Annotated in this window: 15 protein-coding genes; 9 read left to right on the top strand and 6 right to left on the bottom strand. The window is 61.2% G+C overall.

Going from position 1 to position 14,193, the window contains the following annotated elements; all coding sequences use genetic code 11:
- Positions 1–91 precede the first annotated feature (91 nt).
- Together HBO23_RS26535 and HBO23_RS26530 are read left to right on the top strand one after the other, a co-directional pair.
- A complete protein-coding gene (locus HBO23_RS26535) occupies positions 92–2,863 on the top strand; it encodes a hybrid sensor histidine kinase/response regulator (RefSeq protein ID WP_170040352.1) in 2,772 nt (923 codons plus the stop codon).
- 163 nt (positions 2,864–3,026) lie between these two features.
- The gene (locus tag HBO23_RS26530; protein ID WP_017136752.1) at positions 3,027–3,623 is read left to right on the top strand and encodes a MarC family protein; all 597 of its coding nucleotides are present in this window, start codon (positions 3,027–3,029) and stop codon (positions 3,621–3,623) included.
- Here HBO23_RS26530 and HBO23_RS26525 read toward each other — a convergent pair.
- From HBO23_RS26525 to cobG, 5 genes are all read right to left on the bottom strand, one after another.
- On the bottom strand, positions 3,620–4,396 hold the full coding sequence (locus HBO23_RS26525; protein ID WP_017136753.1) for a hypothetical protein: 777 nt from the start codon (positions 4,394–4,396) through the stop codon (positions 3,620–3,622). The genes HBO23_RS26530 and HBO23_RS26525 overlap by 4 nt on opposite strands.
- Positions 4,397–4,634: 238 nt before the next feature.
- Positions 4,635–6,272: a precorrin-3B C(17)-methyltransferase gene (gene cobJ / locus HBO23_RS26520; RefSeq protein WP_170040350.1), complete on the bottom strand. Its 1,638-nt coding sequence runs from the start codon at positions 6,270–6,272 to the stop codon at positions 4,635–4,637.
- Positions 6,272–7,003, bottom strand: coding sequence for a precorrin-2 C(20)-methyltransferase (locus tag HBO23_RS26515; protein WP_065930618.1), 732 nt, complete (start codon positions 7,001–7,003; stop codon positions 6,272–6,274). The genes cobJ and HBO23_RS26515 overlap by 1 nt, the downstream gene beginning before the upstream one ends.
- Complete coding sequence (locus tag HBO23_RS26510; RefSeq protein WP_017136756.1) at positions 7,003–7,629, bottom strand: precorrin-8X methylmutase; 627 nt, start codon at positions 7,627–7,629, stop codon at positions 7,003–7,005. The genes HBO23_RS26515 and HBO23_RS26510 overlap by 1 nt, the downstream gene beginning before the upstream one ends.
- Positions 7,622–8,968 carry a precorrin-3B synthase gene (cobG, locus tag HBO23_RS26505; RefSeq protein WP_017136757.1) on the bottom strand — a complete coding sequence of 449 codons (1,347 nt, stop codon included), beginning with the start codon at positions 8,966–8,968 and terminating at the stop codon, positions 7,622–7,624. Before cobG ends, HBO23_RS26510 begins: the two co-directional genes overlap by 8 nt.
- Positions 8,969–9,006: 38 nt before the next feature.
- On the opposite strand from cobG, the gene cbiE reads away from it, so the two are divergent.
- The 4 genes from cbiE (at position 9,007) to HBO23_RS26485 (ending at position 11,824) form a co-directional block, all read left to right on the top strand.
- Entirely contained in the window at positions 9,007–10,212 is a 1,206-nt protein-coding gene (cbiE, locus tag HBO23_RS26500) for a precorrin-6y C5,15-methyltransferase (decarboxylating) subunit CbiE (protein ID WP_170040348.1), read from the top strand.
- Positions 10,209–10,934, top strand: a complete 726-nt coding sequence (locus HBO23_RS26495) for a cobalt-precorrin-6A reductase (RefSeq protein ID WP_170040346.1) — start codon at positions 10,209–10,211, stop codon at positions 10,932–10,934. Before cbiE ends, HBO23_RS26495 begins: the two co-directional genes overlap by 4 nt.
- 126 nt (positions 10,935–11,060) lie before the next feature.
- A complete protein-coding gene (locus HBO23_RS26490; RefSeq protein WP_065930623.1) occupies positions 11,061–11,339 on the top strand; it encodes a hypothetical protein in 279 nt (92 codons plus the stop codon).
- A complete protein-coding gene (locus tag HBO23_RS26485; protein WP_170040344.1) occupies positions 11,336–11,824 on the top strand; it encodes a PIN domain-containing protein in 489 nt (162 codons plus the stop codon). Before HBO23_RS26490 ends, HBO23_RS26485 begins: the two co-directional genes overlap by 4 nt.
- 55 nt (positions 11,825–11,879) lie before the next feature.
- On the opposite strand, the gene HBO23_RS26480 is transcribed toward HBO23_RS26485, so the two are convergent.
- A complete protein-coding gene (locus tag HBO23_RS26480) occupies positions 11,880–12,131 on the bottom strand; it encodes a DUF6124 family protein (RefSeq protein ID WP_122528293.1) in 252 nt (83 codons plus the stop codon).
- Between the two features lie 666 nt (positions 12,132–12,797).
- Between HBO23_RS26480 and HBO23_RS26475 the strand changes: the two genes are divergently transcribed.
- Genes HBO23_RS26475 through HBO23_RS26465 form a run of 3 tightly spaced genes read left to right on the top strand, consistent with a single transcriptional unit; the run spans position 12,798 to position 14,143 of the window.
- Positions 12,798–13,193, top strand: coding sequence for a DUF2946 domain-containing protein (locus HBO23_RS26475; protein WP_170040342.1), 396 nt, complete (start codon positions 12,798–12,800; stop codon positions 13,191–13,193).
- Between the two features lie 46 nt (positions 13,194–13,239).
- Positions 13,240–13,722 (top strand): copper chaperone PCu(A)C, encoded by a 483-nt coding sequence (locus HBO23_RS26470; protein ID WP_170040340.1) that lies wholly within the window; start codon positions 13,240–13,242, stop codon positions 13,720–13,722.
- A 10-nt stretch (positions 13,723–13,732) separates the two neighbouring features.
- The gene (locus HBO23_RS26465) at positions 13,733–14,143 is read left to right on the top strand and encodes a DUF2946 domain-containing protein (RefSeq protein WP_017136763.1); all 411 of its coding nucleotides are present in this window, start codon (positions 13,733–13,735) and stop codon (positions 14,141–14,143) included.
- The last annotated feature ends 50 nt before the right edge of the window (positions 14,144–14,193 follow it).

Raw genomic sequence — 14,193 nt, 5'->3', positions numbered from 1 at the left:
GGCCTCTGGCCCTTGCCGTACCCATGTCGCCCCGCGCATAGTTAACCCGTGCATAGTTAACCCGTGCATCAACCTACGAAGGGATTTCGCCGTGCGCTGGCTCAGGATCGCCATAGGTTTTACAGTCAGCTTTCTGACCCTGCTCTGCTTGTTCCCGGCCCAGGCCGCCGCGCAAGGCAGTGGTTGGGCAGTATTGCTTGATGAACAGGCCGACCTGCAACTGAGCGACATCCGCTCCGCCCGCTACACCAATCAATTCAGCCCCATCGAACTCGACCGGATTACCGCCGCGGAGCCGGACGGTGCGTTGTGGGTACGCTTCAAGCTGCAACCCGGCAAGCACGAACAAGTACTGCGGGTATTCGCCCCGGACCTCTCGCACCTGAACCTGTATGTGCTCGACGGCGACATGCTGGTGGAGCAGCAAAGCACCGGTACCCGCCAGCCCCAGGCGGAACGCCCGCTGCCCAGCAGCGATTTCATGCTGCCGATGCCCCAGAGCCAGAAGCCCCTTGAGGTGTACCTGCGCCTGGTCTCGGAACACGAACTGCGCCCCTACATCACCCTGGAACCGGCCGTGCTCGCCGCCGCCGACCAGACCCAGACGCTGATCTACGGCCTGCTGTTCGGCTGCCTGCTGATGCTGATCCTGCACAACCTCACACGCTTCGCCTACCACCGCTCGCGCAGCAGCCTGTGGCTGGCGGCCTGCGAAGTGCTGTTGATGCTGAGCCTGGCGCTGTTGCTCAACCTGGTGGGGCCGTGGCTGCCGAACTGGCACGCGGTGCAGACCCCGGGCGCCTACCTCGCGCTGCTGCTGACTGCGCCGTGCGGGCTGATGTTTGCCTATCGCTTCTTCATGCCCTTGGGCCCGCACCCACTGAACAAGCTGTTGATGGCCGACATCCTGCTGATCGTGCTGTGCGGCCTGCTGCTGTTGTTCGTCAACACCTTGCCGCTGAACATCATCACCTACGCGCTGGTCGCCCTGGCAGGCTTGAGCATGTTGTTTATCTCGGCTTACCATTGGCAGAAAGGCTACCGGCCGGCGCGCTTGTTTGTGGTGGCGATGGTGGTGTTCAACATCGGCACCCTGATCATCCTGCCCGCCCTGCTGGGCCTGACGCTGGTGGCACCGCAAGGTTTGATCGTGACCCTGCTGAGCTTTATCTGCCTGAGCGGCCTGCTGATGAGCCTGGCCCTGGGCGAACGCCAGCGCGCCATTGTCGAAGCACGCTTCAGCCTCAGCCGCGACCTGGCGGCCAGCAATGCCGAGATCGCCGCCAAGGCCGAATTCCTGGCCAAGATCAGCCACGAAATCCGCACGCCCATGAACGGCGTACTGGGCATGACCGAGTTGCTGCTCGGCACGCCGCTGTCGGTGAAGCAGCGTGACTATGTGCAGACCATCCACAGCGCCGGCAATGAACTGCTGACGCTGATCAACGAGATCCTCGACATCTCCAAGCTCGAATCCGGGCAGATCGAACTGGACGACGTGCAATTTGACCTCAACGCGCTGATCGATGACTGCTTGAGTATCTTCCGCGCCAAGGCCGAACAGCAGAACGTCGAGCTGATCAGCTTTATCCAGCCGCAGGTGCCCCGTGTGATCAGTGGCGACCCCACGCGCCTGCGCCAGGCGCTGTTGAGCCTGCTGGAAAACGCCCTGCAAAAAACCGATGAAGGCGAAGTGCTGATCGTGGTCGCCCTGGACGAACGCAGCACCAAGCCACGCCTGCGCATCGCCGTACAAGACAGCGGCCTGCCGATGGATGCCGCCGAACGCGACGCGCTGCTGCACAGCGAACTGCACAGCAAGAACTTCCTCTCGGCTACGCGCCTGAGCGGCCACCTGGGCCTGGTCATCGCCCGCCAGTTGATCCTGTTGATGAACGGCGAGTTCGGCATCAAGAGCGGCAGCCACCAGGGCAGCACGCTGTGGCTGACCCTGCCACTGGACCCGGAACGCCTGGAGCACCCGACGTCCGACCTCGACGGGCCGCTCAAAGGCGCGCGGGTGTTGGTGGTCGATGACAACGACACCTGCCGCAAAGTGCTGGTGCAGCAATGCACCGCCTGGGGCTTGAACGTCAGCGCCGTGCCGTCCGGCAAAGAAGCCCTGGCGCTGCTGCGCACCAAAGCGCACCTGCGCGACTACTTCGACGTAGTGCTGCTGGACCAGAACATGCCCGGCATGACCGGCATGCAACTGGCGGCGAAGATCAAGGAAGACCCGAGCCTGAACCACGACATTCTGCTGATCATGCTCACCGGCATCAGCAATGCGCCGAGCAAGATCATCGCACGCAACAGCGGGATCAAACGCATCCTCGCCAAGCCAGTGGCCGGCTACACACTCAAGACCACCCTGGCCGACGAACTGACCCAGCGCAGCAAGGGCACAATTGCGCCGCGCCCTGCTCTCAGCGCGCCGGCAGCAGTCACCGTGCCCAGTGACTTCAAGATCCTGGTGGCTGAAGACAACAGTATCTCCACCAAAGTGATTCGCGGCATGCTCGGCAAGCTCAACCTCAACCCGGACACCGCCAGCAACGGCGAGGAAGCGCTGGAGGCGATGAAAGCCCAGCGTTACGACCTGGTGTTGATGGACTGCGAAATGCCGATCCTCGATGGCTTCTCTGCCACCCAGCAATTGCGCGCGTGGGAAGTCAGCCACCAGCGTATTCGCACGCCGGTGGTGGCGCTGACGGCGCATATCCTGTCGGAACATAAAGAACGCGCACGCCAGGCCGGCATGGATGGCCACATGGCCAAGCCGGTGGAATTGTCGCAGTTGCGTGAACTGGTGGAGTTTTGGGTGGCGCAGCGTCAGCAGCGGCCGGAACACGCCCCGTCGTGACCTTGAAATGCAGCCTCCTGTGGGAGCTGGCTTGCCTGCGATGGCGGTGTGTCAATCACACACCCTTTGTCTGCTCCACCGCTATCGCAGGCAAGCCAGCTCCCACATTTGCCCGGTTGCGCCTGATAGACTCCGCAAACCTCTCCTATCGCGAGCCGCGCCCATGCTCCACGTGTTATTCAGCGTCTACCTGAAAATGCTGGTGCTCTACAGCCCGTTCTTTGTGCTGTCCTGCTTTATCAGCCTGACCCGTGGTTACTCCAGCAAAGAACGGCGCCGGCTGGCCTGGAAGGTCGCGTTGGCCACGCTGGTGTCGAGCGTGTTGCTCTACCTGTTCGGCCGGGTGATTTTCAGTGTGTTCGGCATCACCGTGGATGCATTTCGCATTGGCGCCGGCAGCGTGCTGTTTATCTCGGCCCTGGGCATGGCCCAAGGCAAGTCGGCGGTGCAGACCGACAATGTGCAGCAGGACGTGACCATCGTACCGCTGACCATCCCGCTCACGGTCGGCCCCGGCACCATCGGTGCACTGTTGGTGATGGGCGTGAGCCAGCCCCACTGGGATGACAAGTTCATGGCCATCGTCAGCATTGCCCTGGCCAGCTTCACGGTCGGTGTGGTGCTGTATTTGTCCAACCGTATCGAACGCATTCTGGGTGACCAGGGCTTGCAGATTGTCAGTCGGTTGATGGGGTTGTTCGTGTGTGCGCTGGCCGCGCAGATCATCTTTACCGGCGTGCGCGGTTATCTGGTGCCTTAAATCCGGTACTTCGCGATTGCCAGTTGCACCTTGTCGCCGGCACTCTCGCGCATCAGCTGGATGGTTTTTTCATTGACCACAGAGGTATTGAGCACCAGGCAAGTCTGGCCGCTGAAAGCCTCGACCGAAGAGCTGTCCCACTCCAGAAACGGCAGGCCCAGCTGTTTGCTCACACCGTGGGTGCTGTAAGTCACCAGCACCATCATCACCTCTCCCGCCGTTTCAGCACAGGACGCCAGGCCGAAATCACCGCCCTGATGCACCGTGCTATTGCGCTTGAACAGCTCAAACGAGGCAGGCTGTTGCTTCAAGGCCAGCAGCGCATCCGCCGCCAGTTTCGGCAACGCCGCCAGCAGCGGCCCTGCCAGCGAGGCCGCCGCCAGCGCGGCGATGATATTCAGCGCCGCCACCTGCACCGTCAGCCCTTTGCCGGAGCTTGAGACCCGCTCAAAAGCGCTGCGCACCGGCAACCAGCCCAGGCTGACCATCACCTTGATAAATTCGTCATACCAGGCCTCACTCCCCCGTTGGACCTTCAACACATCACTCACATAACTGCTGGCCAGCAGGTAGCTTTTACGAATGTATTCACGGTTCAGCGCCGACATGCCCTCGATAAACGAAATCACGCCGTTGTTCACGACGGCTGCATTGCTGTCATCTTCCGCGTCCAGGAACACCGAGCGTTTGGCGCCCGGCGCCCCTGGCAGCTTGTAGGCGGCAATCAACTTGCGCCTTTTGGCACTGATGATCCTTTTGTGATGTCGCTCCATTTTCAGTTCTCCACAAGCACCCCACATGGGGCTTGTCTCCACACTAGTCCAGCCGCTGGCGCGCTTTCCAGACCACAAACATCGCTTGGCGCCCCCGTCGAAAAAACGTCAACCAGCAATAACGAGGCATACCGGTAGACCTTCCTTTTTTTCATCGGCAAAAAAAGAAAAAGCCCCGAGTAACAACAGGTTTTCACCCAGCGTTACTCGGAGCCTTCTTACCTGCCGCAGGCTGATTTCAGGAAGCGGGTTTCTCGCCGTACCAGCGTGGCGTGTACACCCATTCGCCGCCACCGGCGCGGGGGAATACGCAGGTGGTGGACGAGCCGATCAGCACCATGGTGCGCATATCCACTTGCTCAGGCGTCAACTGCCCCAACGTGGTGACGCGCAAAGTCTGGCCAGGGCGGCCAATGTCGCGACCCAGCACCACCGGTGTTGCGGGCGTGCGGTGCAACGCGACGATTTCCAGGGCACGCCCCAATTGCCACGGCCGCGAACGCGAGATCGGGTTGTAGAACGCCAGCGCCAGGTCGGCCTGGGATGCAAGGTCCAGGCGTTTTTCGATAATCGACCAGGGCTTGAGGTTGTCCGACAACGACATCACGCAGAAGTCATGCCCCAATGGCGCACCCGCCTGGGCGGCAGTAGCCAGCGAGGCTGAGACGCCCGGCAGAATGTCCAGCTCGACCTGATGCCAGGCCGGGTCACTGGATTCGTGCAACGCCTCAAGCACCGCCGCCGCCATGGCAAATACGCCAGGGTCACCGGACGACACCACCACCACCGAACGGCCTTGAGCGGCCAATTCGAAGGCATGGCGAGCACGCTGCATTTCTTCGCGGTTGTCGGTGCAGTGTTGCACTTGGTCGTCGCGGAACGGCCCGGCCATGCGCACATAGGTTTCGTAGCCCAGCACATCGGTGCAACGCGCCAGCTCGGCCTTCACCGCCGGCACCATCAACTCGGCTGCGCCAGGGCCAAGGCCGATCACGGCAAGGCGGCCACGGGCACGGCCGACATGCGACAGGTCCAGCGGTTGCTCTGCCACTGTGATCACGATGTCCGCGCCTTGCGCCACTTGCGCAAAACGCAACGGCACACCTAATTCCACTGCGGCTTGCTGCAACGAGGCTTCGGCCATCTGCGTGTCGCTGGCCAGCAGGCACGCCAGGGATTGCACGGCGATACCGGCGTCATGCAAAGCCGTTCGCACGCGCAGAGCTAAATCCACACCTGGCTTACAGGTGACACACACCGTCTTCGGATAAATCAGCAACTCATTGGCAGCCGGCACGCGCTCGGCACTGCCCACGTGAATCGCCAACCGTGCGTGCTGATCCTGCGGCAAATTCGCCTGATCCAGCCACGGCGCCACACCTTCGATGCGCACGCTTTCGCCGGCCAACAGGTCCGAGACAAACCGCTTGCCCAGTTCCAGGTCCGCCAACGCATAACCCGCTGGCGGGTTGAGCAGGCAGGTGCCAAAACGCAGCTCGCCGCTGGTGGTGATCGCTGCGGCGACGCCGAGTGCCGCGCCAATGTCGCGCGCCATCCGGTTCACACCGCCCAGGCCGCCGAGCAACGGCACCACGGCGCTGCCATCTTCAGCCACGGCCAGCACGGCGGGCTCTTCGCCTTTTTCCAGCAGCAGCGGCGCCAGCGTGCGGATCACAATGCCGGCAGCACACAAAGCAATCAGCGGCGTGCCTTGCTGGTACAGCTGGCGCAGGGTCGTGCCGAATTCACTGTAAGCCTGGTCCGCCCCTTCGACCCGCCCGGCCAAGCCGTGGATCAGCGCGCCAGGGTAAACCTGCGCGATCTTGCGCGCCGTCGCCAGGCTGGCCTGGCCGAGAATGACAATCGCCGGGCGCATCAACCTTGCCACCTTTCACCCGGCACGATGATCAGCGAGAAGTACGGCGAAGACGCCGGGTCGACTTGATCCAGCGGCACTATTTTCTGATTAGCCATGGTCGCACGCTCCACGTAGAGCGCACGCTCGGCCAAGCCGAGTTCTTGCAGCACCTGGCGCACCTTGGGGAAATTACGCCCCAGCTTCATGATCACGGCGGCATCGGCATCCGCCAACCGACGTTTGAGGTCGTCGTGGGGCAGCACGCCGGAGAGCACCGACAAACTCTGATTGCGATACACCAACGGCGCGCCGAGCACCGAAGCGCCACCGAGCATTGAGCAGACGCCGGGGATAACCTCGGCTTCATAGCGCTCGGCCAAACGGTCATGCAGGTACATGTAGGAGCCGTAGAAGAACGGATCGCCTTCGCAGATCACCGCCACATCGCGGCCAGCGTCCAGGTGCGCGGCCACATCGAGGCTGGCGTTATCGTAGAAGTCGCTGATGATCTGCTCGTAAGACATCGGTGCCGGCAGCACTTCGGTGGTCACCGGGTACACCAGCGGCATCAAGGTCTGCTGTGCCACCAAGTGGTCTTCGATAATACCGAAAGCATTGCCTTTCTTGCCCTTGGCCACGAAATACGCCACCACCGGCGACTCGCGTAGCAGGCGCAGCGCTTTGAGGGTGATCAGTTCGGGGTCACCGGGGCCAACGCCCAGGCCAATCAAACGTCCGCGTGCCGGCATTATTCGACCTCCGTGGCCAAGGCGTTGACCGCCGCGGCAGCCATCGCACTGCCGCCCAGGCGGCCTTGCATAATCACAAACGGCACGCCACGGCTGTCGGCCGCCAGCATCGCCTTGGATTCGGCAGCGCCGACAAAGCCCACCGGGAAGCCCAGGATCAATGCCGGTTTCGGCGCGCCGGCGTCGAGCATTTCCAGCAGGTAGAACAGCGCCGTCGGCGCGTTGCCGATCACCACCACGCTGCCTTCCAGGTGCGGACGCCACAGTTCCAGCGCAGCGGCTGAACGGGTGTTGCCCAGCTCCCGCGCCAGCTCCGGCACGCTGTCATCGCGCAAGGTGCAGATCACCTGGTTATTGGCTGGCAGGCGCGCGCGGGTCACGCCTTCGGAGACCATGCGCGCATCACACAAAATCGGCGCGCCAGCGGCCAACGCATCGCGCCCGGCCTTGCCTGCACCTTCGGAGAACTGCAGGCCGTCGATGGCGTCGACCATGCCGCAGGCATGAATCACCCGCACCGCGAGTTTTTCCAAGTCAGCCGGGATGCGCTCCAACTTGGCTTCCGCGCGAATAATGGCGAAGGAGTTGCGATAGATCTCCTGACCGTCGCGGATGTAATCAATCATCGGTGTTGCTCCGTGTGCGGCCGCGTAACAGGGCGCCCGCCGCTTCAATGGAAAGAGTGCGTGCGTGCAGCCGGCCGAAACCGGGTTGGGCTGCCTCGCGAAAATAGACGTCGTAGTGGCCGGGGCTTACCGCCAGCAAGGTGACCGGCGCGGTGTGTGCGGCAGCGCAAGAGCGTGGGCAGCCGGACAGATGTACGTCGTGGCCGGATTGCAGCGCAGCCAGTTGCAGCGCATCGGCCTTGGTGTCGGCCAGGCCTTTGCCACAGCCGCTTGAGCCGGTACAGGCGATCATGCGTGCCAGCGGTTGGTCGACTGAGCCAAGGAAGCCCAATTGCTCCAAGCCTTCAGTCACGGCGCCGTGGTTTTTAAGGTTGGGCAGCAGTACGCCCTGCCACGGCGTAAAACGCAACGTGCCGTCGCCGAACTTACTGACCAACTGTGCGACGCCTTTGAGCATGCTTGGGTCCAGACGGCCCAGCGGCGCAACGGCGGCAACGTAAAACAGATCTTTTTGTCGCTGTGGATAAGTGCCCAAGTGCAACAAATCCCCACTGGGCTGGCGTTTTAACCCATCCACCGACAGTAACGGCAGGTTCAGGCGGGCCAATAAGTTATCCACAGCCAGATGACGCATGCGGGTTTGCGTGGGTGTCGCCAGGTCGAGAAACGCTTCCAGCACGGCCACGACCAAGGCATAGCCTTGCTCGAGCGGCACAGCGCCCAAGGGTGCATCCAGCCCCGGACAACCGGCCAGGCCGAAGGCCAATAGTGTTTCGCCATCGCGCTCGAACGCCGACAGCCACAAGTCATGGTGATGTTCGAGCATCGCCAGGGCTTCACCGCCATCCAACTGCACGGCGAACTTGGCCGACAGCTCATGGAAACGTGGATGGTTTTGCAAGGTGGCAAGGATCTGATCGGCCAGCGGGCGAGTGTCGAACAGCATCTGGGGGTCGATACCTGCGCTGGGGCTGAGCATCAGATTGCGCACGTCATCGCCAGCGGCGTTGTTCGGGCCAAGGCCTGCGGCCAGCAGCGCGGCGATCAACGCCTCTTGCTCGGCACCGATCCCGCGAATCTGCAAATTGGCGCGGTTGGTCGCCTCGATCACCCCACCCGCATAGGCCTGCGCCGCGTCCGCCACAGCAACTGCCTGGGCGGCAGTGATAGAACCGCCGGCCAATTTGATCCGGCAAATCCCGCCATCCAGCGCCTGGACGATACGCAGCAACCCCGGACAAGCCGAGGGGCGCAAGGTATTCAGAGCAGGCGTTGGGTTCACGGGGCTACCGGTTGACGGGTAAAGGCGCGGTATTATGCCTGCTTTGTCCGGCGGCATGAAAAGCCTGCCCGTCGGATGTCGTTCAAGGAATTCTTATGTCGCCCTGGCTGACGGTTGTAGGCATCGGTGAAGACGGCTTCAAGGGGCTGGGCAGAAACGCCCGGCATGCCCTGTTGCGCGCCACCCGGATTATAGGCGGCCAGCGCCAGTTGGACCTGCTGCCGGTGTGTATTGGTGGCGAGCGCCAGCTGTGGCCAAGCCCGTTTTCCCTGGAGCCGGTGCTGGCGCAACGCGGCGAGCCTGTGTGCGTGCTGGCCAGCGGCGACCCGATGTTCTATGGCGTAGGCGCCAGTCTGGCGCGCCAGGTGGCGGCTGAAGAACTGCTGATTTTACCGGCGCCGTCCTCCGTGTCATTGGCGGCGGCGCGTTTGGGCTGGCCATTGCAGGAGGTGGTGACGTTATCCGTGGTGGCGCGGCCTTTGGCGGCGATTAATGCGCACCTGGCCAGTGGCGTGCGGTTGCTGGTGTTGAGCAATGACGGGCGCAGCCCTGCCGCGATTGCCGCGCTGTTAGCCGAGTCCGGTTTCGGGCTCAGCCGGTTGAGCGTGTTTGAACACTTGGGCGGCGTAGATGAACAGCGCATCGACGGGCTGGCTGCTGATTGGCAACACGCTTCGGTTGCGGATCTGAATCTCGTCGCCATCGACTGCCTGGCCGACGCCCACACCCCGCGCCTGTCACGCCTCGCCGGGCTGCCGGATTCGGCCTTCAAACATGACGGCCAACTGACCAAGCGCGATGTACGCGCCATGACCCTCGCCCGCCTCGCGCCAATGCCGGGCGAATTGCTCTGGGACGTGGGCGCGGGCAGCGGCTCCATCGGCATCGAGTGGATGCGTGCGCATCCGAGTTGTCGCGCACTGGCGATTGAAGCCGACGCAGGTCGCCAAGGGCTGATCGAACATAACCGCGATGCCCTCGGCGTGCCCGGCCTGCAACTGGTTCGAGGCAAGGCGCCGGACGCGTTACTCGGCCTGGAAGCACCGGACGCGATCTTTATCGGCGGCGGCGTCACCCGCGACGGTGTGCTCGACACCTGCTGGCAGCACCTGCGCCCTGGTGGGCGTTTGGTCGCCAATGCGGTGACCCTGCAAAGCGAAATGACCTTGATGGCGTGGCGCGCGCAACACGGCGGCGAGCTGACGCGCATCCATGTGGCCCAGGCCCAGCCGTTGGGTGAGTTCGACACCTGGCGCCAGGCGCTGCCGATCACCTTGCTGGACGTGGTCAAGCCGCTATGAAACGCATCCTGTTGTTGGGCGGCGTCACCGAAGCGCTGGCCATCGCCCGCACGCTGGGGCCGGAGCATATCTATAGCCTGGCTGGGGTTGGGCGCGTGCCCACTGACCTCACCTGCCAAGTGCGCGTCGGCGGCTACGGTGGGCATGCAGGCTTGGCGCAATTTGTGCGCGATGAGCAGATCAGCCTGATCCTCGATGCCACCCACCCGTACGCGGCGCAGATCAGCCAGAACGCTGCCACGGCGGCAACAGTGTGCGGCATTCCCTGCTGGGCGTTGCGGCGCCCGGCGTGGCAGCCGCAGGCGGGTGATGACTGGCGCGAGGTGAGGGATTGGGCTGAGCTGATCGAAGCCTTGAAACCCTTCAAACGTCCGTTGTTCACCTTGGGGCGTGAGCCGTTGCAGCACCTTGACGAAATCCCCGCCGATCAATTCTGGACGCTGCGCGCACTGGATGTGTATCCGGGCAATGAGCGCTGTGAAGTCATCGGCGCGCGTGGGCCGTTTCTGATTGAGGACGAGCGCGCGTTGTTTGAACGGCGTGGAATTGATGTGTTGATCAGCAAGAACAGCGGCAGTGCGGCGACCGAGCCGAAGCTGGAAGTGGCACGCGAGCTCGGGGTGCCGGTGTTGGTGTTGAAGCGGCCGGTGTTGGCCGGGGTGGATCGAGAGCTTTTGTCGCCCGCAGAAACAATCGATTCATTGGCAGATTTTCTTCGATAGATCAGGATCGTTCGCAGCCTCTGGCAATTCTATTTGTTACCTCAAGGGACGGCGATGAACCAACAATACGAAGTGCTACACTCCAAGAATAATTCAAGCCAGACTCAATTATATTCAGGAGCTGACATGATAGAAGTTAAAGAGGCCGTACAAGTCGCCAAGGCGGCAGCAAACGACTTCCTCGGGCAAGAAACGGAATTGCAAGACCTCATGCTTGAGGAAGTCGAGCTAAATTCAAGCGGTAAAACATGGGTAATCACGTTGGGCTTTAATGTTCCAACCCCTGATAAATATGAAAGGTTAGGCGCGTCCTTAGCCGGACGAATGCAGACCAGGAAATACAAAACATTCATCATCGACGCGGAGACAGGTGAGTTCCGCTCCATGAAGATCCGCGAAGTATGATAGATGCCTATATCAAGCAGTACCGTAGAAAGGGAATTATAGTCGACACCAACTTGCTACTCCTGGCGCTGATAGGTGGAACGCCCAGCGTTGTAGAGTTCAAGAGAACTCGGGGCTATACCAATGAAGACTACCGCCTTTTGCTCACAATGATTGATCAGTTCGAAAGACTTGTTTCCACGCCTCACATTCTTGCAGAAGTCAGCAACCTGACAAATGGATTGTACGGGAGCAAGTTGCACGATTTTTACGCGACATTAAAAAACTCACTTTCAACAATTATTGAAATTCACTCCCCAGCCTTGGACATAAGTCGCGATTATGAGCTGTCGCCCTACGGCCTTACTGATGTCGGAATTATCGCACTCGCTAAAGATAACTATCTAGTTTTGACTGATGACCTTAGAGTCGCCGGCTTTGCTCACCAACATTGCGTCGATGTTGTGAATTTCAACCATATACGGGAAGCAAGTTGCGAGTTCTAAACCAATAGACGATCACTCCCACGCACGAGCGCAGGAACGATCGGTCATAGGACTGTTAACTACTCGCGACTGTCGGCCGCCTTGCACCTTCCTGCACCCGGTCAGCCAGCAACTGCGCCAGCTCAATCAACTGCGCAACGCCCAGCAATTCCTCTCGCTTCGGGCCATCCAGGTCAAACGCAAGGTCGCAACTCAGCGCATTAGCCGAGGCGAGTGTTTCGCTGAGGTTGACCAGCAGGTCTTCGGTGCTGATTCCGTCGGCTACGGTGAATAGCCGTACGGGGGGATTTGGGGTGGGTTTGATCATTGTGAATTTCCTTAATCTAAATGGAGCCGCCACTGATCGCCGCGATGCGATAGAGGGTGGCAGCTGTGCGCAGGTTCGCGGACCGGAGATTAAGGAAACCGGCATACCCGAAGGTATCCCGCGCACAGCCACCATAGCGCCGCACAGTAGACGATAAAAAAGCGTCAACTGAAAGGAGGCAATGCTTAATCAATCCGGGCCGCGACGCCCGACCGCTGCGTGTGCAGCGGTGTACGCAGACTAGAGATCTACCTTCCTAGGGACAACCTTAAATCCCTGTCGGACGTTTCCGTAGACGACCACTACATTTAGGTTATGTACAGGCTCAACTAGAAGCGGCCTACATGAGCAGGACATTGCTCGTACAACCAGCAAGCTCAACATCCATAGCCAAACACACACCAAACTGTGGGAGCTGGCTTGCCTGCGATAGTATCGCCTCGGTACTGCAGGAAAACCGAGTTGTCCGCATCGCAGGCAAGCCAGCTCCCACAGGGTTCAGCGTCACGCTGGAGATTGCAACCCGTCGGTAAAATTGGCAATCCGTGGTTCCCGGCTATCATGAAGGCAACCACTGCGACACCAAACCACACCGCCGCTTTTTACTTATGCCCCCCGATCAGGCTAAATACCCACCTGATCGCTTAACCCTACGGATTGTCCGCCATGGCCCGTCAACGCTTTGCAATTGTGTGGATCGCCTGCTTTGCAGTGCTGTTCAACGCCTTTGCCATGCCGCTGGCCAGCTCGATGCAACAGTCGCAAGACCCCGTGCGGCAATTGCTGTGGGGCAGTTTCTGTTCCTCCAATGGCGCCAGCCTCAAGACCATTGCCTTGGGCAGGTTGGACATCCCGACGCCGCCCCAGGAAGATCATTCCGCCATGCAGCATTGCTGGTGTTGCTCGGGCTCACCGCCATTAGTGGCGTTGCCGGGGCATGTGCCGCAGCTGTATGTCACACGTTTTGATGCCGTGCCGGGCCTGTCGCCGCCCGCACTGCAAGCCCCTACCCCGCGCCAGCAATGGCCGAGTCTTAACCCCCGCGCCTCTCCAACGGTCTGATTTCTTCGCAAGTGAACTGCGTTTAGAACCGTTCTGGAGAACTGCCATGCTTAAATCTTCCCTGCTGCTGGCTGCATTGTTGCTGCCGGTGTTCAGTGCTGCCAATGCCGATGACTACAAGGCCGGCAGCCTGCTGGTCAGCGATCCCTGGTCCCAGGAATTGCCGCCGAATGCGCCGACTGTCGCTGCCTATTTTGTGATTCATAACCAGGGCGAAAGCGCTGATCGTTTGCTTAGCGTCGACACGCCTGTGGCGGCCAAAGCCGAGCTGCATGAGCATGTGATGCAGGGCGATTTGATGAAGATGCAAAAGGTGAAAACCGTTGCCGTACCGGCCAAAGGTGATCTGACCTTCGCACCGATGGCCTACCACGTGATGCTGCTGGACCTGAAAGACCGCAGCCAACTGCGCGACGGCCAACACTTCCCACTCACCCTGAACTTCGAAAAAGCCGGCCCGGTGCAGGTTGAGGTCTCGGTACAAAAAGCGCCGCCGATGGCCGGCCACGAGCATATGCACGCCCAATAGGCCAACGTAAATGGGCGCCCCTCGCGCCAGGTTGTCGCCACACCGCCGCAGGCCCATGAGCCTGGCGCGCGGCAGTTGGATCAGCCTGTTCGCCATGCTGATGATCTTTATCGGTCCGCTGATTTCCCAAGCGATGCCGATGGATCATCACGCCGGTATGTCGATGCAAATGTCCATGGACATGCCGTCGACCAGCCATGGCGAGCACACGCCAGCTCCCAGCGAACACCACGCCCTCTGGGCAAAATGCGGTTATTGCGACCTGCTCTTCAGTTGCCCGGCCCTGCCCGGCAGCGTGTCCCATGTCAGCCTCGGCACCCCGCCACCGGCGAATGCCCTGACGCCCGCCACCCGCCTGGGTCACGCCCGGCAGAGCATCTTCCCTGGCGCCCGCAGCCGCGCCCCGCCTATCGCTTCGTAAGCACTTCACAGCATCACTTCACACCGGCCGACTTTAGACAGACAGCCGCA

It is taken from the genome of Pseudomonas sp. WS 5532 (assembly GCF_012985445.1).
GTDB lineage: Bacteria > Pseudomonadota > Gammaproteobacteria > Pseudomonadales > Pseudomonadaceae > Aquipseudomonas > Aquipseudomonas edaphica.
Note: the sequence above shows the minus strand (reverse complement) of the source record. Positions and strands in the feature narration are given on the sequence as shown.